Source organism: Rhodococcus sp. WWJCD1, assembly GCF_002258735.1.
Lineage (GTDB): Bacteria > Actinomycetota > Actinomycetes > Mycobacteriales > Mycobacteriaceae > Rhodococcoides.
On record NZ_NOXY01000028.1, the window covers coordinates 126,336 to 150,097 of the forward strand.

Here is a 23,762-nt window from a genome sequence, read left to right on the forward strand (position 1 = left end):
CTTACCTGTCCGACCGGCTCCAGACGTGGCTGAACGGAACGGTGCGGCCCAGAATGCGTTCTGCGGCGCGATGTCCTGACTTCATTGCTGCGGTGACCGTTGCCGGGTCATCGGTCCAGGTGGCCTCACCCGCGAGATGCAGTACGCCGCCGATGGGCGTGGCGAGATCGTCGTGGTCACGCGTCTGCGAACCGACCGTCATGTAGGAGTAGGAACCATACGAGAACGGATCGTCCTGCCACCGTGTGACATACACACGGTCCGGCGGGACGACTCGGTCGCCGTATATGCCACGCAACGTGTGGACAATCGAGTCCCCGATACGTTCGTCCGACCAATGTCGGGTCTGCTGTGCACAGGGACCCGCGGCGAAGGTCAACAGCGTGGGCCTGCCATTCGGCTGGGTCACGTCGTACCACGAGTGCCACCAGCGCCCGGCTTCGCCCTGCTGCCGTATTGCGTAGACGTTCTCGTCCCAGAACTTCACCGGGAATCGGAGGAACACTTTCTCGAAGGCGTTCATTTCGAGCCGATGGAGAGCAACCGAGACAGGTTCCGGTAGCGGAGGTTCGACGGTGAAATTCGGCGACTTCAGTACTCCGATCGGTACTGTCACCACGGCGCGATCAGCCGAGAAGGAGCCTTCTGCGGTTGTCACGACCACTCCCTCGTCGCCCCAGCGGACCTGCGTGACCTCATGTTCGAGTCGAACGTCCAATCCCTCGGTGAGACAGACGGCGAGTTCGTCGTAGCCGTCGGGAAACACAACTTCGTCGCCGTCGATGGCGTCGTCGTCCAAACCGTGTGCGTCGAGATCCCCCTGGGCTACCCCCAGCTGTTCCTCGGCTCGGTGGCCCAGAAATTCGCGCACTCGGTCCAGGCGATCGATGTCCCAATTCAGTCGAGTCAGAGTCGCTTCCACCGCATCACCGAACGACGTCCGTGGAGGGGACTCGGCAATGGTCCTGGCAAACCGTTCGTCGAAGTCGTGAACGTCGGCGGCGAACCGTGCGGCGGCTGACTCGCTCAACCTGGCACCGGTGGGGGAGTAGTACGCGATCGGTCGACCATCCGGTTGATAGCTGCCCACGGTGAACTCCGCTGTGCTCATACCGAAAGCGCGCACGGCGTCGGCGACGGGGTTGTTGTCGATCCCGTGAATCCAGGACGCACCGACGTCGAGGGTGTCGCCGTCGCCGCGCACCGTCCACACACGACCGCCCACGCGATCGCGAGCCTCGAGAACGACGACTCGCCGACCCGTACGATGCAGAATCCTGGCTGCGGTAGCACCGGATATTCCGGCTCCCACCACGATCGTGTCGAAATGGGTCATAGCTGCTCCGATCACGTGGTGGGCCTGCTCAGTTTCCTCGACCGGGGTTTCCCGGGCCTGAATTGCCGTTGCCGGGGTTCCCCGGGCCCAAATTACCGTCTCCCGGGCCTGAATTGCCGTTGCCGGAGTTGCCGTTGCCAGAGTTGCCGGGGCCTTCGTTGCCGGGGCTCGAATTGCCGTTGCCGTTGCCGTTGCCGGGGCTTTCGTTCTGCTGTGGTGCGGCAGGTGCAGCGGGTTGGATCAGCACCGGATTCGACGATGGCGTCATCTCGGCGTCGGTCGGGTTCGGGGCGGTGGCTACCGAAGGCTCAGGCACCTGCGTCGTGGGCACCGCGATCGGCGACTCGTTCGGTGTCGGTGTAGCAGGCACCTGACCTGGGTCCTCGCCCGCGCTGGACGCGATCCAGACGATTCCCGCTCCGAGCGCAAGGACGAGCGCGGCCGCCGCCCCAGGAACCATCCACCGTCGACGCGGAGGACGGTGTGCGGTGCCGACCGGGTCAGCAGCCGCAACCACGTGTGTGCGCTCGACAGGTGTGACGGCAGTCGGGGGGAGCGGGGTTGCACTTCGGACGATCCTGCGCAGTCGGTGCGCGACCGCAGCTGCGTCCGGGCGGTCCTCCGGCTGCCGAGACGTCATGGCCGTCAGTAGCGAGTGCCACTCCGGCCCGAGCTCCTCGGGAACGGCGGGATCACGGTGCAGCCGCGCTACCGCGGCGGCCACCGCGCTACCTTCGAATACCATTGTGCCGGTGAGGCACTCGATGAGAACGAGGCCGAGCGTGTAGATGTCGGTCGGCGGTCCCGCAGACGTACCGGTCGCCTGTTCCGGGCTGAGATAGTGCGCGGTGCCCACTGTGGTGCCGTGCTCGGTGAGTCGATCGGAGTCGACAATGCGGGCGATGCCGAAATCGGCCAGTTTGGCGCACTGCCCCGTACCTGAGTCCGGGGCGTGCGCGATCAGGATGTTGGCTGGTTTGATGTCTCGGTGCACCACACCCCGGTCGTGGATGTACGCGAGCGCCTCCGCCATCTCGCTTCCGATGCGCGCGACGTGGACGGCGTGCATCGCCCTGTTCCGGCGAAAGCTGTTCAGTGTCGGTCCGTCGATCAATTCCATCACCAGATAGGGCGACGGAATTCCTGTGGCGTCCGGCGCAGTCCCGGCGTCGTACAACGTGACCAGGCCCGGGTGCGACAGCGACGCCAGGGTTCGAATCTCCGCGTCGATCCGTTGAACCGTGTCCACCGGCTCGCCGTGGCGGAATATCTTCACTGCCACGGACCTGCCGAGGACCTGGTCTTCTGCGTGCACCACGTCGGCCATCGCGCCGCGCCCCAGAACTGCGCCCAGTCGATATCGACCCGCGAACAGACGATCCTGAGCAGCGCGAGAACGGGCATCCTCCTCCATCGTGATTCACCCGCCGTTCGTCGACTACTCCGAGCACCTTATAGCCAACCGATCGTCGTTCGGAGTGCAGTCCGTTCTCGACACGGAGGTTCCGTCGGGCATGATGATTCACCGGGTGGGGGACAGACCGAGCAGGCGTCGAGGAAGGTCCTACCCATGCGTCCCCAATCGACGAATGCGCAGATCTCGCCGATGTCGATCGACATCACGTCGGCCTACCAGCCGATAGTCTCTCTGGACGACCGCGCCGTGGTGGGGTACGAGGCCCTCGTGCGGACGAGCGGAGACGGTCCGTCCATTGCTCCGCCGGAACTCCTGCGCGTTGCACGAGAGCAGCGTGTGACTACCGACTTCGACTGGCGGTGCAGAGCGAGCGCCCTGCACGGTGCCGTCGAGGCCGGCTATCCCGATGAGCTGGCGCTGTTCGTCAATGCCGAACCCACCGCACTCGACACGCCGCCACCCGGAGACCTCCTGCCGCTGATCGCCGAGGCGGCGCGGCTGTCGATCACCGTCGAAATCACCGAACGAGACCTGATGGGCGATCCGGCCGGTCTGCTGAGGGCGGCCGAGCACGCCCGAAATATGGGTTGGCGGGTCGCAATCGACGACGTGGGTGCAGACTCGTCCAGTCTGGCGTTGATCCCGTTGTTGCGTCCCGACGTGATCAAGCTCGATATGGCTCTCGTGCAAGAGCGTTCGACCGACCAGACCGCCGCCATCGTCGCTGCCGTCGCCGCCGAGGCCGAACGCACCGGTGCCCTCGTGTTGGCCGAGGGAATCGAAACCGACACACACGAGAGCTGCGCACGCGACATGGGTGCCGTTCTGGGGCAAGGGTTTTTCTACGGCGCTCCGGGGCCACTGCCGGACTTCGGCGACGTATCCCACGCTGTTGGATCGCTCGAGCTCGATGCGACAGTCACCGTCCGCGCTCCGGTCGCGGTGACACCCTTCGGTCTCACCCACCAGCTCGGTGCCCGCAGGCACGCCGAGACAACGTTTCTCGAGGCTGTCGAGAACAGCCTGCTGAACAGTGCGTTCGGCACCGGACCGTCGACGGTCGTGTTGACAACAGTGAACGTGTCGAACCGGCTGACGCCCGTACGTGCCGCCGTCCTCGACGAGCTGGCTGCGCGCACCGCTCTCGTGGCAGTTTTCGGCTCCGATCCAGCGCTGATGCAGCACCACTTTCGGTCGGTGCCGGTGGGGGAGAACGAGCCGTTGGCGCTGGAGCGCTCGACAGTGATCGTGGCACCGATGTCCAGCGCGGCATTGATCGCTGTCGAATGTGGTGTCACGCACGATGGCGCGACGCTCTACGACTACCGCTTGACCTACGACCGCGACGTCGTACTCGACGCGGCCACAGTGCTTCTCAGGCGAATTCCTGCTCGGCTCACGCCATGATTGCCTGATCCCTTCAGTCAAGTTCAGGTAAACATTCACTGGAAAAAAGGTAAACGGCTTCGATTGCGCTCCCGGTGCTGTTCACTCGTATGTATGAGCTCTCACCCCCTCGACAGCGACTTTCTGGCCGCGGATGGAGGCACACTCAGCTCCATCGAGACTGCGATCAACAACGCGTTCGATCCGATCTCCGCTGCGGTGTCCAACTTCGTGTTCTTCACCGTGAACATCGGTGGTGCCGCTGTTCCCTTGATCGTGCTGTGGCTGATCCTCGGTGCCGTCATCTTCACGGTGACCTTCAAATTCATCCAGTTCCGCGGGATCAAGAGATCGTTGATCCTGGTGAGCGGAAAGGAAGACGAGGCCGATGCGCCGGGGGAAGTGAGCCACTTCCGGGCCCTGACGGCCGCAGTGTCCGGAACCGTCGGACTCGGCAATATCGCAGGTGTCGCGGTAGCAGTGACGCTCGGTGGCCCAGGTGCCACGCTGTGGATGATTCTCGCGGGCGTGCTCGGCATGGCGTCGAAATTCGTCGAGTGCACGCTCGGTGTGAAGTACCGAGACATCAACGAGGACGGGACCGTCTCCGGCGGCCCGATGAAGTACCTCACCAAGGGCCTGGCGGAGCGGGGACTTGCCAAGGTCGGCAAGGTCATGGCCGTCTTCTACGCCATCATCATCACGTTCTTCGCCATCAGCGGCGGGAACATGTTCCAGGCCAATCAGACCTACGCTCAGGTTCGCTCGGTCACCGGCGGTGAGGACGGGTTCCTCGGCTCCGACGGGGCCAAGGCGGTGTTCGGTGTCGTCGTCGCGTTGATCATCGGACTGGTCATCATCGGCGGCATGAAGTCGATCTCCGCCGTGACCGCGAAGCTCGTACCGACCATGGCCCTGATCTACATCGTCGCGTGTGGTGTGGTCATCGCCGTCAACTTCCGTTCCGTCCCGACCGCGTTCGTCGCAATCTTCGAGGGTGCGTTCTCGCCCGAGGGTGTGGCGGGCGGCGTACTGGGTGTCATGATCATCGGATTCCAGCGGGCCGCATTCTCCAACGAGGCCGGGCTGGGGTCAGCGGCGATCGCACACTCGGCCGTCAAGACCAGGCACCCGGTCACCGAGGGCTTCGTGGCAATGCTCGAGCCCTTCATCGACACAGTCGTCATCTGCACCGCGACCGCGCTGACCATCGTCATCGCCAACACCGTGTCCTGGCAGGATCAGCGGGCGATCGTCGCCGAGACCGGTGAACTACCTGCCGGCGGCGTGACGCTGACTTCGGATGCATTCGAGACCGTTTTGCCGTGGTTCCCGTACGTGCTCACGCTTGCGGTGGCGCTGTTCGCGCTGTCGACGGCGATCACGTGGGCGTACTACGGGCTGCAGGCCTGGACTTCGCTGTTCGGCCGTAGCCGTCTCTCGCGCAGCTTCTTCAACATCATGTTCTGCGTGTTCACCGTCATCGGAACGGTGCTCTCGCTCGGCTCGGTTCTCGACTTCGCCGACGCCACTCTGTTCCTGCTGGCACTGGTCAATATCACCGGTCTGTACTTGTTGTTGCCTGTGGTCAAGCGTGAGCTGTCCGAGTACTTGGCGATGCGTCGCGGCGAGCAGGAGAAGGTCGACGCCGAGGTCTGAGAAACGGCGGATCTTCGACACGAAGGATCGGCGTCGAACCACAGAATGTGCTTGGCTCATCCCTGACGGAGGGGGACGAGTGAAGATCGACTTCAAGAAGACGCTCGACGCGTACTCCGCGCGGCACAACGTCTTTCGCAGTCTCGTTGTGCCGCCGCTGAGTTATCTGATGATCGACGGGCACGGAGACCCGAATACCGCGCCCCAGTATGCGGACGCGCTCACCGCTCTGTACCCCGTGGCGTATGCGCTGAAGTTCGCCAGTAAGAAGAACCTCGACCGGGACTACGTCGTCCCGCCGCTCGAGGCGCTGTGGTGGGCCGAGAACATGTTGTCGTTCACCACGGCCCGCAACAAGGCCGAGTGGAACTGGACCGTCATGATCATGGTGCCCGACTGGATCGATCGAACGCTGTTCGAGGCGGCGGTGGCGTCGGCCGGCGCCAAAGGCACGTCCGAGGCGTCGACCAGAGTTCGGTTGGAGACCCTGAACGAGGGACTCTGCGTGCAGACGTTGCACATCGGGTCATACGACGACGAGACGCCGGTGCTGGCCGAACTTCACGATCGGTACATCCCCGGTTCCGGACTGACGATGACCGGCCGACACCACGAGATCTACCTGAGCGATCCGCGTCGGGTCGAGCCAGCGAAACTCCGAACGATTCTCCGTCAACCGGTTGTGCGTTCAGCGGGGTCGACGACGCTCTGACACGATGGCCGACATGACCAATGCGGTGCGTCCGGCTTCGTTCACGGCCGGAACCCTCACCTTGCTCGGGGCTCTCTACTTTGCGCAGGGACTGCCGTTCGGATTCTTCACCCAGGCACTCCCGGTTGTGCTGCGGGAGTCGGGATTCTCGTTGGTGAAGATCAGTGCCACCGGTGTGTTGTTTCTGCCCTGGGCGCTGAAATTTCTCTGGGCGCCGTACGTCGATCGCTACGGATCCAGACGGCGGTGGCTGCTGTCGCTGCAGTGTTCGGCTGCGGTGGTGGCTCTGGCGCTGTCGTTCCTCGACCTGTCGTCTACGTTGCGCTGGTTGTTCGTCGGCATCTTCGTCATGAACGCTCTCTCGGCCACGCAGGACATCGCGACCGACGGCATCGCGGTCAGAACGCTTACCGCGGCGCAGCGAGGGCTGGGCAACGGCCTCCAAGTCGGTGCCTACCGAATCGGAATGGTGTGCGGCGGTGGACTGCTGTTGTGGCTGTTCACCTTTGCCGGGTGGCGGGTGCTGTTCGTCGCGATGGCATTGCTCATCGCATTGACGACCGTCCCGGTGTGGTGGATGCGCAGGCAACTCGACGCGGCGGATGCTGCCTCCGATCGGCACACCGAGTCGGAATCGCCGGCACGGCTTGCTGTTGCCTGGTGGTCCAGGCTCCGCAGGCCCGGCATGGTGGCGTTCATACTGCTGATCATCGGGTTCAAATTCGGAAACTCGATGGGATCGGCAATGGTGGGCCCGTTCCTGTCGGACAGTGGCTTGTCCCTGCCTCAGATCGCGCTGGTCGAGGGTGGCCTCTCCTCGGTGGCCGCGCTCGGGGGTGCGGCCCTCGGGGCGTGGATGACCTTCCGGCACGGACGTCGCCGGGCGCTGCTGATAGGCGGAGTGAGCCAGACCATGAGCCTCGCGTTGTACGTCATCGCCTCCCTCGGCATCGGTGGATTTCCACTACTGATCACGGCGAACATCACCGAGCACGTGCTTGGCGGGGCGGCCACGGTCGCGGTGTTCGCTCTCATGATGGACGCGTCGGAGAAGCGTTTCGCAGGAAGCGATTACACGTTGATGGCCTGTGCGGTCGTCTTCGCGCAAGGAGCGGCAGGAATCGCAGCCGGTGTGGTGGGAGACCTGTTCGGCTACACAGCGATGTTCGGTTCTGCCCTGGTGTTGTCCGGAATCGGCTGTGCAGCATTGCTTGTCGCGCTCGACCGGGGTTGGGGCCCCGAAGGTCTCCGGCAGGTCGTCCCTCCGAAGACCTTCGCCGGCTAGGGACGGTTGCGTCGGCGCTCAGCTACCGGGCGTGGATCCCGCGATGTTCACCATCCACTGCACACCGAACTTGTCGGTCAACATGCCGAACGTATCGCCCCACGGAGCCTTGTCGAGGCCCATCGTGAATTGCGCATCGACGGCCAGCTTGTTCCAGTAGCCCGTCAATTCGTCCTCGTCGTCGCCGCTGAGCGAGACGCTCATTGCGCTACCGGGAGTGTGTTCCATCGAGGACGGCGTGTCGGCACCCATCAGGGTGAATCCGTTGGGAGTGGTCAACTGGCCGTGCATGATCTTGTTCTCATCGGCGGGATCCTCGCTGGCGTGGGCCTCGCCGAGCGTGGTGACAGTGAGCTCGCCCCCGAAGACGGACCGGTAGAACTCCATGGCCTCGCGGGCGTTGTCTCGAAACGAAAGATACGGATTGAGAATGGACATGGCAGGCTCCTTTTCGCTGATGTACACCGACGGCATCCGTCGAAACGGTAGACCGGCGCTACGACGAAAAGTCACCGGAGGAGGAGGTATCGGTATCTCCCGGCGTGGGTACTTCGGACTCCCATCTAGCCCGTCGTTCGTCGTCGGACTGCTCCCACCACGGTGTTCCCCGTTCGCCGAGAGCGACCTTGGTCGCCTGCACACCTGCGCGAGATTCCGGGGCACCCGACGTGCGTTTGACCTCCCTGCGCCATGCCATGAGGATCGACCGCAGTTCTGCGTTCCGATCCTCGGGTATGTCAGGATCCGTTGCGCGCCAACGTCGGCCCTTGATCACGATGTAGTGACCGTCTTCGGTGTGTTCCGGTTCGTCAGCCATGAGTCCACACTGCCATGGGTCAGCTGCTCAGGTACTTCGGAACTTCGATCGCGTCCAGTCCGAGGGCCACAGCAGCGCGAGCGGCCACCGGCCCGACGAGATTGCCGGTTCCGTTGTAGCCACCGAACGCGATCACTCCGTCATCGACGTAACCACACAACGGCCGCCCGTCCGCGGTGAACCCCACCGACGCTGCCCACCGTGCGTTCACGGAGACGTGTTCACCGGCAAACAACTCGGCGAGCGAGTCGAGGTAGTTCTGCACTCGGGCCGTCGGCTCGCTGGAGAAGGTCCACTCTTCCTCGACGAACAAGTCGCGGCCACCCCCGACGTACAGGCGTCCCGACGCGTCCTGCTGTGCGTAGTCGTACCCCCACCGTCCGTACACGGGGCACGGCAACCGACCCGCCGAGACAGGAGTGGTGGCGAGCATCTGCAGGCGGGCCGTCCGAACTCGACCGTCGAGCTGGGGGAGTACGCGTTCGAGGCGACCGTCTACGGCGACCAGTATCAGATCGCAGCGGATCACCCCGGTCGGCGTCGTCACCGCTCCGGGTTCGATGGCAACCGCGGGTGTGTACTCGTGGAGCCTGGCGCGACCGGCCAGGGCCGCCGCCATTCCGACTGCACGACGGGCAGGATTCATCACCGCATCGTCGGGCAGGAAGACGCCGTCTCCCAGCTCGCCCGAATACTCTTCGACGCCAATGTTGTTCTCGCGGAGGCACTTCACCAATTCCGCGCAGTCCCGCGCATCGGCGGGGTCGGCCTGCGTATCCGGGACGCCCGCAAGCCTGATGGACCCGGTGCGCCGGATAACGGACGATCCGAGGAGTGCTTCCAACGAATCGATCTCGGCGAGGGTCGCACGATAGAGATCGACGGCGCACGGCCCCCACATCGACAGTGCGGCGTGCAGAAACGTTGCGGGGCCGCCCAGCAGAAAGCCGCCGTTTCGACCCGCAGCACCGGCTGCGACTCGCCCTGCATCGATCCCGACGACGTCGAGGCCGCGGCCGAGCAGGTCAGCGACAGCGGCCAGGCCCGAACCGCCGAGACCGACGACGCAGACGTCAGCAGAGCAGTCGCCGTCCAACGTGGGCAAGCCCCGCCAACCGGACACCGCGGGATCGTCGTCCCACGCCGGACGGGACATGTCGATGGGGACGGTGCCGATCATGCCGACGATGGTATCCGTCGACCGGCACTGCATGGTTTACGATTCCGGCACCCGACACCCTTGACTGTGAGGACCGCCAATGCGCACTCTGATCGTGACCGCGTTCGTTTCGCTCGACGGCGTGATGGAAGGACCCGGTGGCGAAGCGGGCTACCGCAACTCCGGGTGGACGTTCCAGGACATCGAGTTCGACCCGGCGGCTTACGAAATCAAGGGCCGTGAGCAGAGCGAAGCGTCGGCGCTGCTACTCGGCCGCACCTCGTACGAGGCCTTCGCACCGATCTGGCCGACGATGGACGATTTCGCCGAATACAATGCCATGCCCAGATATGTGGTGTCGACCACGCTGGAGCAGGATGATTCACGTTGGCCCGCAACCATTTTGCGCAGTGTCGACGATGTCGCGGAGCTCAGGAACACCGACGGTGGGCCCATCTCCGTGCACGGTAGCGCCACACTGGGCCGGAGTCTTGCCGATGCCGGTCTGGTCGATCGGTACCACCTACTGGTATTCCCGCTCCTGCTCGGTGCAGGAAAGCGGCTGTTCAGTGCGGCGGACAAGGACACCACGCATCTCGAATTGGTAGAACACGAGGTGTACGGAAACGGAATCCAGAAGCAAGTTTTCGACGTTCGCCGTTAGTCCGTCGGGCAGGGCTCAGACGTCGTCGCTTCGGATGGTGCGCCGGCGAACCGATACGAGTTGGAGCTCGGGCCGGGACGCTGCAACGCGCTCGAGCCGGTCGAGAACATCGGTGACGTGATCGAGGTCGCCGGCCACGACCGAAGCGCCGATACCTGCTCGCCGATGAAGTTCACGATGGTCGGTCTCTGCGACCGATACCGCAAATTTGCGGTGCATCTCGGAGATCACCGGCCGAACAACGGAGCGTTTCTCTTTGAGTGAGTGCACATCGCCGAGAAGAAAGTCGAATTCTATCCATCCAATCCACATAGGCCTGCCAGTGTAGTGCCGGCGGCACCCGAGTGCTCTCGACCCGCGATGGCCGTGGATGCACACCATTCGACGCTCGTGTTCGTACACTGGCCTCATGGCTGCGCGGGATGGACACGGATCCTTGCCGCCGAGCCTTGTCGAAATGGCAACCCGCCAGGTGCGATCCGAGGTGCTCAGTGGTGAGCTGGAGCCCGGATCTCGGGTGGTCGAGGAGACGTTGTGCTCGCGACTCGGAATCAGCCGGGCACCGGTGCGGGAGGCGCTGCGACTGTTGGCTCAGCAGGGCCTCGTCGAACATCTTCCTCGCCGCGGGTTTCGGGTGACGGTGTGGTCCGCAGAGGACATTCTCGAACTGTTCGAGCTGCGTCAGGTCCTCGAGCAGCACGCGCTCAGACGCGCACTCCCGGTTGCGTCCTCGTCCTTCGATTCTTTCGCTCCGGTACGTGCGGCCCTCGACGAGATGCGCGATGCCGATGCCCGCGGAGACACATTGGAGAAGGACGATGCTCATCGTCGCTTTCACGAAGCCATAGTCGGGTTGGCGGGCAGTCGGCAGCTCGACGTCGCGTATGCGCCGATCCTGCTGAAGTTGCAACTACCGATGGCCCGCAACCTCAGAGAAGAAGCGCGGGTTGCGAATCCGGTCGACGGGATCAGGCGTCACGAGTGGTTGCTCGATGCGATCGAATCCAACGACGTGTCGGTGGCGCTCGCTGCGCTGAAGCAGCACGGCGAACTCACGTACCTCCACCTCGAGAGAATTTCCTAACAGACTCGAAACATGGCGACAACCTGCTGAAACAGCAAACTGTCGACAATCGACGGTATGAATCCAGACCGTGGTCCGGTGTGTGGACCCACCGTTGCAGAGATGCTCGAGGCGTACCGAACGGGCGCGAAGACTCCATCGAGTGTCGTCGAAGCCTTCTCGGCCGCCGTCGCGTCGCGCGGCGATGACGGCACATGGATCACAGTCGTCGGACTCGCGGAACTCTCCGCTGCGGCCGCAGCTCTGGAAGCACGATCCGACGCGCATTTGCTTCCGCTGTTCGGCATTCCCTTCGGGGTGAAAGACAGTATCGACGTGGCCGGGTACCCCACCACCCTGGCCTGCCCCGACTACGCCTACACGCCGGATTCGACGGCACCCGCAGTTCAGGCGCTGCTCGACGCCGGAGCCATTTTCGTCGGCAAGACCAGTCTCGATCAGTTCGCGACAGGTCTGAACGGCACTCGAACACCACACACCGTTCCGCGCAGTGTGTACGGCAACGACATGATCTCGGGCGGATCGAGCTCCGGATCGGCCTTGGCCGTCGCCCTCGGGCAGGTGCCGTTCTGTGTGGCCACCGACACCGCCGGATCCGGTCGAGTACCGGCCGCGCTCAACGGAATCGTCGGATGGAAACCGTCACGTGGCCTGATCGGTACCGTCGGACTCGTCCCCGCGTGCAAGTCGCTGGACTGCATCACCCTGATGGCTACCACGATCGAGGACCTCGACCTCGTGTTCGACGTCATGTGTGCCGAGGACCCGGCGGACGGTTGGTCACGTCCGCGCGGAGGAAGGTACGACGGGCGAGAGATCACCGTCGGACTACCGGACCTGCAGCAGCTGGACTTCTTCGGCGACGCGGCCATGGCCGACGCGCATTCGGCTGCGCGGGAATCGTTGCCCTCGTACGGACTGCGTACGGCAACAGTCGATCTCATGCCGTTTCTCGATGCCGGCTCGTTGCTGTACCAAGGGCCGTGGGTTGCCGAGCGACTGGTCGAGTTCGATGGATTCCTCACCGAGAATCCAGATTCCATCGTCCCCGTCGTCCGCGAGATCTTCCTGGGCGGGCGCCAGTACAGCGCAGTCGATGCCTTCCGTGCCCTGCAGACGCTGCAAGACCTTCGCGCTCGCGTCGCGCAGCTCTGGACGTCGATGGACGTGATGATCGTGCCGACCATCGGCACCACCTTCACCGTTCCGGAGGTACTCGCAGACCCCATCGCGTGCAACACGAAGCTCGGTCACTACACCCACTTCGGGAACCTTCTCGACCTGACGGCGGTGGCGGTCCCCGCGGGGCTCACCGAGGACGGTCGACCGACCAGTCTCATGGTGATCGGGCCCGCGCTTGCCGACGACACGGTGCTGGCGGTCGCGGCCAGGATCATCGGCGAACGACGGATCGTCTCGGCGCATGATCCGGCCGAAGAATCGCCTGTCGACATCGTCGTCGCGGGGCACCATCTGTCAGGGGAGCGGGCCAATCCGCAGCTGCTCGAGCTGGGCGGAACCCTGGTGGAGGCGACGACCACCGCACCGACGTACACACTGCTTCGGATCGGAACCGCCGATCCGACACCCGGCTTGCTGCGAGTTCCATTCGGCGGCAGCGTAATCGACGTGGAGAGGTGGCGTCTGCCCGCCACTTCTCTTGCGGTACTCGCGGGCAGACTGCCGGCGGTGCTCGCTCTGGGACGAGTACTGCTGGCCGACGGTTCCGACGTTCTCGGCTACGTCTGCGACGCGACTGTCCAGACCGGCGCGGAGCGTCACACCGTCGACGACATCAGCGAGTTCGGTGGCTGGCGGGCATATTCCCGGGCGATCACTTCCGCCCACGACACTTCCACGGCAGCACAGGAGATCTCATGACCTCGACACACAGACCCGAATCGACGATTGCGACTGCATCACCATCGGAGTTCACGATCGATGCCGCACGGACGGCACTACTCGTGATCGACATGCAGCGGGATTTTCTGCTGCCCGGAGGGTTCGGGGAGAGCCTCGGCAACGACGTCGGCCTACTGCGAAGCGTCATCGAACCACTCGCGGGCCTCATCTCGGCAGCCAGGGAATCCGGGATACCCGTGATTCACACCAGAGAGGGTCATCTACCGGATCTGTCCGACTGTCCACCGGCAAAGCTGCGTCGCGGCACCCCGTCGCAGCGCATCGGCGACCCAGGAGCGTTCGGCCGCATCCTGATTCGCGGAGAGTACGGTCACGACATCGTCGACGAACTGGCACCGATCGACGGCGAGACCGTCATCGACAAGCCTGGAAAGGGGGCGTTCTACGCAACCGAACTCGCCGAGATTCTGATCGCCGCCGGAATCACCACGCTGCTCGTCACGGGCGTGACGACCGAGGTATGCGTGCACACGACAGTGCGTGAAGCCAACGATCGCGGATACGAGTGTCTCGTGGTGACGGACTGCGTCGGTTCGTATTTTCCGGAATTCCAGCGCGTGGGCCTCGAGATGATCTCGGCTCAAGGTGGAATTTTCGGGTGGACCGCGTCGTCGGAGGACGTCGTGGCTGCGTTGTCTGCTTTCGTCCCCACCTCGGCGAGTCGATAGGACCTCGGACATGACCATGGACGTCAAAGATTCACCCGCTGCCGACCCGTCGTCTCCGTTCGCTCTTTCGTGGTGGACCAAGGGAGACACCAACGCGTTCTTCGGACTCGGCTTCAACATCCTCGTCAATGTGCTCACTCTGACGACACTCAGTATCGCCGTGGTCGGGATTCCGTCGAGTGACGTCCTCGGGACCCTGCTCCCCGCCCTCGGTATCGCATTGATTCTGGGAAACCTGTACTACATGGTTCTCGCCCGTCGATTGGCCAAGCGCGAGAACCGAACCGACGTGACGGCGCTGCCCTACGGGCCGAGCGTTCCGCACATGTTCATCGTGGTGTTCGTGGTCATGTTGCCGGTCTATCTGGCAACGGGCGACGCGCTGCAGGCGTGGGCAGCGGGGCTGGCCTGGGCGTTCATGATCGGCATCATCGTCATGATCGGCGCATTCGTCGGGCCGTACATTCGAAGGATCACCCCGCGCGCTGCCATGCTGGGCACCCTTGCAGGCATCTCCATCACGTTCATCGCCATGCGTCCGGCCGCTCAGATGTGGGAGGCAGCCTGGATCGGATTGCCCGTTCTCGCAATCATTCTGATCGGCTTCTTCACGGACGTGAGGCTACCCGGCAACATCCCGGTCGGTCTCGCAGCGCTGCTGGTAGGCACGGCGATCGGCTGGATCGGCGGATACATGTCGGTGCCGGACGTGACCGAGGCAGCGAGCAACATCGCACTCGGCTTACCCGATCTGCGCCTCGATCTCCTTCTCGACGGTCTCGGTAATCTGGCCCCTCTGCTCGCTACCGCAATTCCGTTGGGGGTCTACAACTTCACCGAGGCGATGAGCAACGTCGAAAGCGCATCCGCCGCGGGAGACAACTACAACCTCCGCAGTGTGCTGCTCGCCGACGGATTCGGTGCGATCGTCGGCTCGGCCTTCGGCTCGCCGTTCCCTCCTGCGGTGTACATCGGCCACCCGGGCTGGAAAGACGCGGGCGGCCGAACCGGGTATTCGCTCGCGTCGGGCATCGCGATCGGACTGATGTGTTTCCTCGGGCTCTTCGGATTACTGGCAACGCTGCTGCCGATTCCAGCGATCGTCCCGATTCTGCTGTACATCGGCTTGCTCATCGGTGCTCAGGCGTTCCAATCGGTGCCGAAGCTCCACGCCATCGCGGTGGTGGTCGCGCTACTACCGAACCTGGCCGAATGGGCAGTGGGGTTGATCGACAATGCACTCAGTGCTGCCGGTACATCGGCGACGGAGGTCGGTGACGAGGCGCTCGGCCAGGCGGGCGTCGTGTACGAGGGGCTCAAGACGTTCGGGTCGGGCGCGGTGCTCGCCGGACTGATGTTGGGCACCATCGTCACGTTCGTTCTGGACAAACGATTTGTTGCAGCTGGTGCAGCAGGCGGGGTTGCCGCGGCGTTGTCCTGGGTCGGCTTGATTCACTCTCACGAGGTGGGATGGGCCGCCAATCCCCAAGTGGCCCTGGGCTACCTGTTCTTCGGGCTGGTGTGTCTGGCGTACTCGCGGCTGATTCCCGGTACGAAGCGGACGGACGAGCCGTAACCGGTCGGTGAGCCAGGGGAGTAGCGCTCCCGATGCGGGCCGCTCGGCCCGCATCGGGAGATGCTTCAGCGTTCGCCGACGAGTCCGAGGGCCACGAGATCGGACAGATACTTCTCGATCAGTCCACGCCCGAGGTGTGGAATCTCCCCGACGGCCGCAGCGAACTCGTCCGCCGGCAACATCGCACCCGACGACGGCTGCTGCGGTTGTGCGTACGACTGAATCAAGGGAAGCAGAGAGTGCGAGCGCTGCTTCTCCGGAAGAGCCTCGACTGCAGCGCTGAAACGCTCGAACCATTCGTCGTAGTCGTCGACGATCTCGATGTCGCGACCCGCCTCACGGATCCAATCGACGAACGTGTCCAGCGAGATGTTGTCGTCGTGCGGGTTGAGAATGTCGAAGGTTCGGTAGCCCGAGACGTCGGCACCGGCAATCGTCGTGATGGCACCGGCGCTGAAGTCGGCGGGAAGCCCGTCGTAATGGGCTAGGGGACGCCCACTTTCGTCCGTCGGCGCACCGGTTCCCGTCGCGTAGAACGTCCGGGGAGCCAGGCCGGTTGCCACGACCGAGAGGATCAGACGCGTGAACACATCCGGTACGTTGAGCTGGCCCGACCACGTGCTGTGCGCGAGGATCATATCGGAGCGAAAGACCGACACCGGCAGACCGAATTCGTCGAATGCGTTGCGCAACAACACTTCACCGGCCCATTTGGAGTTGCCGTAGCCGTTGGCGTACGAATCGTCTACAGCTCGCGCCGGACTGTCGGTGCGGATGTCGCCGTTCTCCCGGAAATTGTCGACGCCCACGGCGACGGCGACCGTCGACAGGTAGGTCACAGGCTTGACGTGGTCGGTCAGCGCGAGCCGGATCACCTCGGCCGTACCGACGACATTGGGACCGAACAGGTGCTCGTACGGAAGAGCGTGGTTGACCAGCGCAGCGGGGTGAACGATGCGATCGATGCGCTCGGCCAGAGCCGCGAACTCGTCGTGGTCCAAGCCGAATCGAGGCGTGCCGAGATCTCCTGCCACGACCTCGAGGGCAGAGTCTGCCAGAGCTCGGTAGTGAGCGGACAGCTCTGCGTCCCCGCTGTCGAACGCTGCATCGAGTCGGGAACGCGCGTCGGAATCGGAGCGTCCGCGAACCAAGCACACCACCGTTCCGCCGACCTCGGCCATACGCTCGAGCCATTCCAGGCAGAGGAAGCGGCCGAGGTAACCATTGGCACCAGTAAGCAACACCGTTTCGGTTCGGGTGCGAGGGCCCGAAACGTGATGAGCGGTATCGAGGAGTGTCTCGTCGAGGAATGCAGACAGGCGCAGGTCGGAGGCGTGCGCGACGGTGGCGTCGCGTCCGTGTACCGATGCGAATGTTGCTGTGTCGGAATCGTTGTCCCGGGCCGAGGTGATGTAGTCGGCCAAGGCCGACAGATCCATGGCCGGCCCGGTGATCACTCCCACCGGCACGTCCACTCCGTAGATGTCTCGCAGGAGCGTCGAGAACGTCAACGCCGACAACGAGTCTCCACCGAGATCACTGAAATGGGCGTCGGGTCGGACATCGGATCCGTCGCATCCCAGCAGTGCCTGCGCGGCATCGCCGACGGTGGTCAGCACCGGGGCGTCGGCACCGCTGCGTCGAAGCTCGCGTAGGCGTTCGTTCTGACCCGACTCGAGTTCTGCGTAGCGACGCTCGAGATCGGCGCCGTAGTGTTCGACCAGTTTCGGCCGTAGTTGTTTCCCTGCACCCGAGAGCAGCCCGTTCTCCTGCGTGAACGGCTGGTGCTCGATCGTCACGTCACGCGGAATTTCGTACGAGTTCAGCGATTCCGTACGAGCGATTTCTTGCAGCGATTCGATGATCGAGGCGGTGGTCGTATCCGGCTGAGCCGGGACGACGACGGCCAGGAGATACGCGCGTTGGCTGTTGCCGTAGAGGAATATCTGGTCGACGAGTTCGCTGGTACCGAACACTGCCTCGAGACGGGCCAGGGCCACGAACTCACCCTGGGCCAGCTTGAGAACGTTCTTGCGGCGGTCGACATAGGCGAGTCGGTCCGGCTCGATCTCGGCGACGACGTCTCCGGTGCGATAGAAGCCCTCGGAATCGAACACGTCCGCGGTGACGTCCGGGCGCTTGTAGTACCCGGGAATGATGGACGACGTCTTGAGTAGGAGTTCGCCGCGCGGATGCGGTGTGTCGGTGGAGAAGTAGCCGAGCTCGGGTACGTCGTCGAGTTTGTACTCGATCACCGGGGGGCGCGCGATGACGCCGTCGTGCAGCACCATTCCGGCTTCGGTGGAGCCGTAGTTGTCGCGAACCTGGATACCGAGCAGCTCGGTGACGAAATCTTTCACCTCCGTCGCGATCGGTGCAGTGCCGACCATCGCCGCCAGGATGCGTCCGCCGAATTGCTCGTTCCGGTAGCGCTCCAGAACCTCTCGCCGTACACGATCTTCGTCGACACCAGTGGAGCGCTCGACCTCTCGGTCGATCTCGGCGAGAACGTTGTGTCGAATCATCTCGCACACTCGGGGGATCAACAGTGCCATCGTGGGCCGAGCGAGCGCGAAGTCCTCGAACAGTGTGGACAGGTCGCTGGAACCGGCGAAGTGCACCGTCCCGCCGGCAGCGAGCGCCGAGAACACGAGGCCACGGCCGGCCAGGTGACTCATCGGAAGATAGTCGAGTGTGATCACGGGGAAAGCAGGCCGATCAACGGATTCGGAGGAAGCTCCGGTGTGGTGCCAGGCTCCGGTCCAGGCTCCGCAGACGATTCGTTCGGTGTGCATCGCCCCTTTGGGAGTTCCGGTGCTGCCGGAGGTGTAGATCAGTGTCGCGAGTCGGTCGGGATCTTCGGCATCGGGTAGCGGAACCTCCGGTAGTTTCTCGCCGTCGCGAACCAGCTCGGTGAGGGGCCGGATGACGACCCCGACCTGTTCGGCATCGTTGTGCGCGGACTTCATGATCCGTGTGTGCACGTCGATGGCAGCGTCGTAGTCGAGGACGACGATTCGCCGAATGGACCGGCACTGCGTGGCAACCTGGACCGCGACGGACAGATTGTCGACGTCGGCTGCGAGGACGACGGGTTCGACTTCGTCGGCGATGGCCGAGAGCTGGCCCGCGGAGGCACCGGCCTGCAACGGAACGGCGATTGCGCCGAGCCGGATCGTGGCCAATTCCGCGATGACATAGTCGGCACTCGCAAAACCCAGGGTTGCGAAGAAGTCACCGGGAGCGATTCCGAACGAGTCGTGAGTCAGAGCCGAGGCCAGTGCACCGGCGTTCTTCCAGGCTTGCCCGTAGGTGACGGTATCGAAGCGCGGGAGCAGGCGAAGGGTGTTTGCGTCGTCGACTCGGGCGATTTCGCGAGCCCGACTACCCAGGGCCGGTCGGTCCGAGTAGCGCGTCATGATCTCGGCAACCACGCGGGCGAGGTTGGGCGACAACTCCTGGGCGGCGTCCGCCACCGAGCTCTCCGGTTCGGCGGCTCGAAACTCCTTGTCGAACTCGTGCAGCTCCTGGAACCGACTGCGTTGCCTGCTCTCTCGATCCTGTCGGCTGTCGACGGCCAGTGTGTGCGTCATGCTCGACTCCCTCCGACGACACGCACCGGTTGTCCGGAGCGCCTCGCGATTGTCCGCTTCATATCGTTATCAAAGGTAAGTATATGCCGTCGAGGTCTGCACCAATCGTGACGCTCCTCATAGTCCGATAAGTCGTAAATATCTGCCTGGCTGCGTTTTTGAAGCCTGGATGGCGAACGAGGATCGGCGGTGACGGATCGCGTGGGTACTCGGTGAGCGCCGGAGAACGCGACTTGTATGGTGAGTCCACAGTCATGTGCGTCACAGTGCCCATCCATCGTGCGCGCGTGTCACCCCTCGCGATCGGAGAAGTGAATGTCGGACGTCCTTTCGCGCCGCGACCTGGATTTTCTGTTGTACGAGTGGTTGGACGTGGCCGGCCTGACCACTCGTCCCCGCTTCGCCGAACACTCGCGCGAGACCTTCGACGCAGTACTCGACCTCAGCGCAGATATCGCCCGCAAGCACTTCGCGCCGCACAACAAGAAGGCCGACACTCACGAACCGACCATGAATCCGGACGGCTCGGTGAAGCTGATCCCCGAGGTCAAGGAAGCGCTCGACGTGTATGCCTCGGCAGGTCTGATCGCCGGGCAGTTCGACGAGTCGATCGGCGGGATGCAGCTGCCCGCGACCGTCTCTCGGGCCGCGATGGCGTTCTTCCAGGCTGCCAATGCGGGGACCTCCTCGTACCCGTTCCTCACGATGGCCAACGCCAATTTGATCGCGGCGTACGGCACGCCGGAGCAGGTGCGTGACTACGTGCGGCCCATGCTCGACGGTCGGTGGTTCGGAACCATGTGTCTGTCGGAGCCGCAGGCCGGGTCGTCGCTGGCGGACATCACGACCAAAGCGGTACCGCAGGACGACGGCAGCTTTCGTGTCACCGGTACCAAGATGTGGATCTCCGGCGGCGATCACGAACTGACCGAGAACATCGTCCACCTGGTGCTCGCGAAGACACCGGGAGGCCCTCCCGGCGTCAGGGGGATCTCGCTGTTCATCGTGCCCAAGTTCCTCCCGAACGAGGACGGCGGTATCGGTGAGCGAAACGACATCGTGTTGACCGGCCTCAACCACAAGATGGGAAACCGCGGGACCACCAATACCCTCCTGGCGTTCGGCGACGGAACCCATTCCCCCGCAGGGAAACCCGGGGCAGTCGGGTTTCTGGTCGCCGAGGAGAACCGCGGACTGTCCTACATGTTCCACATGATGAACGAGGCCCGTATCGGTGTCGGTTTCCTGGCCATCGCGCTCGGGTACGTCGGCTACCTGAAATCGGTGGAATACGCGAAGACGCGCACCCAGGGGCGACCGCTCGGCGCGAAGGATCCAGCAGCTCCTCCCGTCGCACTGATCGAACACGCCGATGTTCGCCGAATGTTGTTGGCCCAGAAGTCCTATGTCGAAGGTGCGCTCGCGCTCGGACTTTACTGCTCACGTCTGGTGGACCTCCAGGACTCGGCGTCCGACGACGCCGAAGCGGCGCGCTCGACTCTGTTGCTCGACGTCCTGACTCCCATCGCCAAGAGCTGGCCGTCACAGTGGTGCCTCGAGGCCAACAGTTTGGCCATCCAGGTGCACGGCGGCTACGGATACACACGCGACTACGACGTCGAACAGCACTACCGTGACAACCGGCTCAATCCGATTCACGAAGGCACGCACGGTATCCAGGGGTTGGACCTGCTGGGGCGCAAGGTCGTGATGCAGGGCGGCGCGGGGTTGGCACTGCTCAGCGAACAGATCTCGGAGACGGTCGCGCGGGCAGACGCTGCCGGCGGTCACGCGGCCACCTTCGGTGCGGAACTGCAGATCCAATTCGCGAGAATCGTCGAGGTCACCGCGGCAGTGTGGGGGACCGGTGACGCAGCTCTGGCCTTGGCGAACTCCACTGCCTACCTCGAAGCCATGGGGCACATCGTCATTGCCTGGATGTGGCTCGAACAGCTGCTGGCCGTCGGCGCGAAGTCCGGAGACTTCTACGACGGGAAGCGTTCTGCAGCGCAGTACTTCTACGTCTACGAGTTGCCGAAGGTGAAGGCTCAGCTCGACCTGCTGGCGCGACTGGACCGCACCACCCTCGATATCTCACCCGCCTGGTTCTGATCACGCCCTACAAGGAGATTCACGTACATGTCGATCTTGGACAAATTCCGCCTCGACGGTCGAGTAGTCATCGTCACCGGCGCATCCTCCGGTCTGGGTGTTGCGTTCGCGAAAGCAGCTGCCGAGGCCGGGGCGGACGTCGTTCTCGCCGCACGCCGCGTGGACAAGTTGGCGCAGACCGCACGATTGATCGACAGTGTCGGAGGACGTTCGATTTCCGTCGCAACCGATGTGGTCGATCCCGACCAGTGCACCGCGATGGTCGAGGCCGCAGTGGCAGAGTTCGGCAAGGTGGACGTGCTGATCAACAACGCTGGAGTCGGCACAGCCTTCCCGGCGACCCGCGAGACTCCCGAGCAGTTTCGCTCGGTGATCGACATCAACCTGAACGGGTCCTACTGGGCAGCCCAGGCGTGCGGACGAGTAATGGCACCCGGCAGTTCGATCGTGAACATCTCCAGCGTGCTCGGGCTGACCACTGCGGGCCTACCGCAGGCTGCGTACAGCGCAAGCAAGGCCGCCATCGTCGGGCTCACCCGCGACCTCGCGCAGCAGTGGGGAGCGCGTAAGGGGATCAGGGTCAACGCGATTGCGCCGGGCTTCTTCCAGAGCGAGATGACCGACTCCTACCAGCCCGGGTACCTCGATTCGATGGCTCCTCGAATGATCCTGGGCCGCAAGGGTGACTCCGAGGAATTGGCCGCTACCGCGATCTGGCTCGCCTCCGACGCCGGGGGATACGTGACGGGTCAGACCATCGCGGTCGACGGTGGAGTCACGATCACCTGACGGCTGCTACGGCGCTGCCGTCACTGCAATTCCCTCGCGGATGAGTCTGCGCGCAACCACCAGCGCATCGTCGAGGTCGAGGCCCGGCATCGAATCGAGGCGGCACGAAGCGCCCTTCATCAGGCTCTCGATCGCGTCGGCGCACTGAGACGGCAGCGTGACCGTTTTGTTCCGAAGCACCATCGAGACGCCGTCCTTCGTGTGCGCGATCCGCGCGAAGATGCCGGGCCGCAATCGAATCGAATCCTCGCCCCGCAGCGCGCCCATCGCGGCGACGCTCGCCAGTGGGCGCACCGGTTCCGGTCGGACGAGGTCGTCGTGACGATCTGCGACGCGTTCGGCGAGTCGACGTACCGCGTCGGGGTCTCGGTCGATCTTGTCCAGCGCGGCGCGCATGGCGTCCACAACTCGGTGTACATGCGGAACGAGGGACTCCGGGTCGGAGTGGTCCAGGCCGGCGGGGAGGGGAGCACGCAGACTCTCGACGTCGCCGAGCGACTTCAGTACATGGTGGGCGAGGTCGTAGTCGTTGTACGACGCGACGCCGATGGTCAGGTGCACGGTGGTGTCGCCGAGCGCTTGCGCCGAGTGGATCCACCCGCGCGGCAGGTAGAGCACATCGCCGGGCTCGAGGACGATGTCCAGTTCCGGAGTGTTCGATGCGTGGTCCTCGACGGCCGACCGTCGGTCCGACCACGGTTGATTGTTGAGTGGATGCACGTGCACCGGCGAGTGAATGCTCCACCGCTTGGTCCCTGCGATCTGCACGACGAACACGTCGTGCACGTCGTAGTGCGGTGAAAAGCCTTGCGACGCAGCCGGTGTGACATACGAATTCACCTGGACTGGATGGCCCAGCTCGCGAACGAGGTCATCGACGAAATGAATCAGTGGGGGCCACAGTCTATGCAGGCCCTGAAGTACCAGCGTATTTCCGGCCGCGAAGGCTGCCAGCACCGCTGCGGAGTCGACCTGGTCCGTCACCTCGGCACCGAAACCGCCGGACGACGTGAACTGCGACTTGTCCAGCAGCCGGCCGTCTTTGGCCATTCGCACGAACGGAGTGCGTACTCCGCGTTCGGAGATCAGCTCGTCGACCGCATCGAGCGTCATCAGATCGTCGAACGAGTCCGAGAGATCAACGGATCTGGTCAGCTTGGGAGCAACGCCCCAGAACCGATCCGAGAACGTCCCGAGGTCGATACCGGTGAGACGACGGAGCGCGGACCGGTGATCCGATCCGCGCTCGCCGCTCAGCGCAGTGCTCAAGCGGTGCCGTCCGCACCGCCGTCGTGCCCGTTGGGGTTGGATCCGCCGTCGGCCGGGCCTTCGCCTGCTCCGGCGGGGCCGTCTGCTCCGCCGTCATGGCCGTCGGGGTTCGATCCGCCGTCGGCCGGGCCTTCGCCTGCTCCGGCGGGGCCGTCTGCTCCACCGTCGTGACCGCCCGGGTTGGATCCGCCGTCAGCAGGCCCTTCGCCTGCGGCTCCGCCCGTGGTGGTGATGTCGTCGTCGTTGATGCTCATCGAGATCCTTCCGGTCGTGGAGGTTCGTGTGCCCGCGCGGCGCGAGAACATCGGGGGTA

The 23,762-nt window shown here is 64.0% G+C and carries 20 protein-coding genes; 11 read left to right on the top strand and 9 right to left on the bottom strand.

The features are described from left to right. Nucleotide 1 precedes the first annotated feature (1 nt). Nucleotides 2-1,336 carry a flavin monoamine oxidase family protein gene (locus CH286_RS21240; protein ID WP_032403492.1) on the bottom strand — a complete coding sequence of 445 codons (1,335 nt, stop codon included), beginning with the start codon at nucleotides 1,334-1,336 and terminating at the stop codon, nucleotides 2-4. A 28-nt stretch (nucleotides 1,337-1,364) separates the two neighbouring features. Continuing rightward, a complete protein-coding gene (locus tag CH286_RS21245) occupies nucleotides 1,365-2,750 on the bottom strand; it encodes a serine/threonine-protein kinase (RefSeq protein WP_094610322.1) in 1,386 nt (461 codons plus the stop codon). Between the two features lie 156 nt (nucleotides 2,751-2,906). On the opposite strand from CH286_RS21245, the gene CH286_RS21250 reads away from it, so the two are divergent. From CH286_RS21250 to CH286_RS21265, 4 genes are all read left to right on the top strand, one after another. Then, nucleotides 2,907-4,160, top strand: a complete 1,254-nt coding sequence (locus tag CH286_RS21250; RefSeq protein ID WP_094610323.1) for an EAL domain-containing protein — start codon at nucleotides 2,907-2,909, stop codon at nucleotides 4,158-4,160. Between the two features lie 93 nt (nucleotides 4,161-4,253). Then, complete coding sequence (locus tag CH286_RS21255) at nucleotides 4,254-5,798, top strand: alanine/glycine:cation symporter family protein (RefSeq protein ID WP_094610324.1); 1,545 nt, start codon at nucleotides 4,254-4,256, stop codon at nucleotides 5,796-5,798. Between the two features lie 79 nt (nucleotides 5,799-5,877). After that, nucleotides 5,878-6,510 (top strand): GyrI-like domain-containing protein, encoded by a 633-nt coding sequence (locus tag CH286_RS21260; RefSeq protein WP_032403488.1) that lies wholly within the window; start codon nucleotides 5,878-5,880, stop codon nucleotides 6,508-6,510. A 13-nt stretch (nucleotides 6,511-6,523) separates the two neighbouring features. Further along, nucleotides 6,524-7,795 (top strand): MFS transporter, encoded by a 1,272-nt coding sequence (locus CH286_RS21265; RefSeq protein ID WP_094610407.1) that lies wholly within the window; start codon nucleotides 6,524-6,526, stop codon nucleotides 7,793-7,795. An 18-nt stretch (nucleotides 7,796-7,813) separates the two neighbouring features. Here CH286_RS21265 and CH286_RS21270 read toward each other — a convergent pair whose 3' ends face one another. The 3 genes from CH286_RS21270 to CH286_RS21280 are packed head-to-tail and all read right to left on the bottom strand — an operon-like array spanning nucleotide 7,814 to nucleotide 9,792. After that, nucleotides 7,814-8,233, bottom strand: coding sequence for a VOC family protein (locus CH286_RS21270; protein ID WP_032378524.1), 420 nt, complete (start codon nucleotides 8,231-8,233; stop codon nucleotides 7,814-7,816). 58 nt (nucleotides 8,234-8,291) lie between these two features. After that, nucleotides 8,292-8,612 (bottom strand): hypothetical protein, encoded by a 321-nt coding sequence (locus CH286_RS21275; RefSeq protein WP_094610325.1) that lies wholly within the window; start codon nucleotides 8,610-8,612, stop codon nucleotides 8,292-8,294. A gap of 19 nt (nucleotides 8,613-8,631) precedes the next feature. Further along, nucleotides 8,632-9,792 carry an NAD(P)/FAD-dependent oxidoreductase gene (locus tag CH286_RS21280; RefSeq protein WP_094610408.1) on the bottom strand — a complete coding sequence of 387 codons (1,161 nt, stop codon included), beginning with the start codon at nucleotides 9,790-9,792 and terminating at the stop codon, nucleotides 8,632-8,634. Between the two features lie 79 nt (nucleotides 9,793-9,871). Between CH286_RS21280 and CH286_RS21285 the strand changes: the two genes are divergently transcribed. Further along, a complete protein-coding gene (locus CH286_RS21285) occupies nucleotides 9,872-10,435 on the top strand; it encodes a dihydrofolate reductase family protein (protein ID WP_032377967.1) in 564 nt (187 codons plus the stop codon). 15 nt (nucleotides 10,436-10,450) lie between these two features. On the opposite strand, the gene CH286_RS21290 is transcribed toward CH286_RS21285, so the two are convergent. Continuing rightward, nucleotides 10,451-10,747 (bottom strand): DUF503 domain-containing protein, encoded by a 297-nt coding sequence (locus tag CH286_RS21290; protein ID WP_032377966.1) that lies wholly within the window; start codon nucleotides 10,745-10,747, stop codon nucleotides 10,451-10,453. 97 nt (nucleotides 10,748-10,844) lie between these two features. On the opposite strand from CH286_RS21290, the gene CH286_RS21295 reads away from it, so the two are divergent. Genes CH286_RS21295 through CH286_RS21310 form a run of 4 tightly spaced genes read left to right on the top strand, consistent with a single transcriptional unit; the run spans nucleotide 10,845 to nucleotide 15,686 of the window. Further along, nucleotides 10,845-11,519, top strand: coding sequence for a GntR family transcriptional regulator (locus CH286_RS21295; protein ID WP_032378522.1), 675 nt, complete (start codon nucleotides 10,845-10,847; stop codon nucleotides 11,517-11,519). Nucleotides 11,520-11,576: 57 nt separating this feature from the next. Next, the gene (gene atzF, locus CH286_RS21300; RefSeq protein ID WP_094610326.1) at nucleotides 11,577-13,400 is read left to right on the top strand and encodes an allophanate hydrolase; all 1,824 of its coding nucleotides are present in this window, start codon (nucleotides 11,577-11,579) and stop codon (nucleotides 13,398-13,400) included. Beyond that, on the top strand, nucleotides 13,397-14,110 hold the full coding sequence (locus CH286_RS21305) for a cysteine hydrolase family protein (RefSeq protein WP_052065069.1): 714 nt from the start codon (nucleotides 13,397-13,399) through the stop codon (nucleotides 14,108-14,110). Before atzF ends, CH286_RS21305 begins: the two co-directional genes overlap by 4 nt. Nucleotides 14,111-14,120: 10 nt before the next feature. Beyond that, nucleotides 14,121-15,686, top strand: coding sequence for a regulator (locus CH286_RS21310; RefSeq protein ID WP_094610327.1), 1,566 nt, complete (start codon nucleotides 14,121-14,123; stop codon nucleotides 15,684-15,686). A 65-nt stretch (nucleotides 15,687-15,751) separates the two neighbouring features. Here CH286_RS21310 and car read toward each other — a convergent pair whose 3' ends face one another. Beyond that, entirely contained in the window at nucleotides 15,752-19,279 is a 3,528-nt protein-coding gene (gene car, locus CH286_RS21315; RefSeq protein WP_094610328.1) for a carboxylic acid reductase, read from the bottom strand. Nucleotides 19,280-19,594: 315 nt separating this feature from the next. Here car and CH286_RS21320 point away from each other — a divergent pair, with 315 nt between their 5' ends. Next, entirely contained in the window at nucleotides 19,595-21,391 is a 1,797-nt protein-coding gene (locus tag CH286_RS21320; protein ID WP_094610329.1) for an acyl-CoA dehydrogenase, read from the top strand. 27 nt (nucleotides 21,392-21,418) lie between these two features. Then, nucleotides 21,419-22,180 carry an SDR family NAD(P)-dependent oxidoreductase gene (locus CH286_RS21325; RefSeq protein WP_094610330.1) on the top strand — a complete coding sequence of 254 codons (762 nt, stop codon included), beginning with the start codon at nucleotides 21,419-21,421 and terminating at the stop codon, nucleotides 22,178-22,180. A gap of 6 nt (nucleotides 22,181-22,186) precedes the next feature. Here the strand turns inward: CH286_RS21325 and CH286_RS21330 are convergent, their stop codons facing one another. Then, a complete protein-coding gene (locus tag CH286_RS21330; protein WP_255182732.1) occupies nucleotides 22,187-23,449 on the bottom strand; it encodes a cupin domain-containing protein in 1,263 nt (420 codons plus the stop codon). Then, complete coding sequence (locus tag CH286_RS21335; RefSeq protein WP_032398144.1) at nucleotides 23,446-23,703, bottom strand: hypothetical protein; 258 nt, start codon at nucleotides 23,701-23,703, stop codon at nucleotides 23,446-23,448. Before CH286_RS21335 ends, CH286_RS21330 begins: the two co-directional genes overlap by 4 nt. Nucleotides 23,704-23,762: the final 59 nt, after the last annotated feature.

Excerpts from the sequence above, each read along its gene's own strand:
- CH286_RS21325 (WP_094610330.1), top strand. The coding sequence starts at position 21,419 with ATGTCGATCTTGGACAAATTCCGCCTCGACGGTCGAGTAGTCATCGTC.
- CH286_RS21310 (WP_094610327.1), top strand. The coding sequence starts at position 14,121 with ATGACCATGGACGTCAAAGATTCACCCGCTGCCGACCCGTCGTCTCCG.
- CH286_RS21265 (WP_094610407.1), top strand. The coding sequence starts at position 6,524 with ATGACCAATGCGGTGCGTCCGGCTTCGTTCACGGCCGGAACCCTCACC.
- CH286_RS21245 (WP_094610322.1), bottom strand. The coding sequence starts at position 2,750 with ATGGAGGAGGATGCCCGTTCTCGCGCTGCTCAGGATCGTCTGTTCGCG.
- CH286_RS21285 (WP_032377967.1), top strand. The coding sequence starts at position 9,872 with ATGCGCACTCTGATCGTGACCGCGTTCGTTTCGCTCGACGGCGTGATG.
- CH286_RS21335 (WP_032398144.1), bottom strand. The coding sequence starts at position 23,703 with ATGAGCATCAACGACGACGACATCACCACCACGGGCGGAGCCGCAGGC.
- CH286_RS21280 (WP_094610408.1), bottom strand. The coding sequence starts at position 9,792 with ATGATCGGCACCGTCCCCATCGACATGTCCCGTCCGGCGTGGGACGAC.
- CH286_RS21250 (WP_094610323.1), top strand. The coding sequence starts at position 2,907 with ATGCGTCCCCAATCGACGAATGCGCAGATCTCGCCGATGTCGATCGAC.
- CH286_RS21240 (WP_032403492.1), bottom strand. The coding sequence starts at position 1,336 with ATGACCCATTTCGACACGATCGTGGTGGGAGCCGGAATATCCGGTGCT.
- CH286_RS21270 (WP_032378524.1), bottom strand. The coding sequence starts at position 8,233 with ATGTCCATTCTCAATCCGTATCTTTCGTTTCGAGACAACGCCCGCGAG.
- CH286_RS21295 (WP_032378522.1), top strand. The coding sequence starts at position 10,845 with ATGGCTGCGCGGGATGGACACGGATCCTTGCCGCCGAGCCTTGTCGAA.
- CH286_RS21290 (WP_032377966.1), bottom strand. The coding sequence starts at position 10,747 with ATGTGGATTGGATGGATAGAATTCGACTTTCTTCTCGGCGATGTGCAC.
- CH286_RS21255 (WP_094610324.1), top strand. The coding sequence starts at position 4,254 with ATGAGCTCTCACCCCCTCGACAGCGACTTTCTGGCCGCGGATGGAGGC.
- car (WP_094610328.1), bottom strand. The coding sequence starts at position 19,279 with ATGACGCACACACTGGCCGTCGACAGCCGACAGGATCGAGAGAGCAGG.
- CH286_RS21305 (WP_052065069.1), top strand. The coding sequence starts at position 13,397 with ATGACCTCGACACACAGACCCGAATCGACGATTGCGACTGCATCACCA.
- CH286_RS21275 (WP_094610325.1), bottom strand. The coding sequence starts at position 8,612 with ATGGCTGACGAACCGGAACACACCGAAGACGGTCACTACATCGTGATC.
- CH286_RS21320 (WP_094610329.1), top strand. The coding sequence starts at position 19,595 with ATGTCGGACGTCCTTTCGCGCCGCGACCTGGATTTTCTGTTGTACGAG.
- atzF (WP_094610326.1), top strand. The coding sequence starts at position 11,577 with ATGAATCCAGACCGTGGTCCGGTGTGTGGACCCACCGTTGCAGAGATG.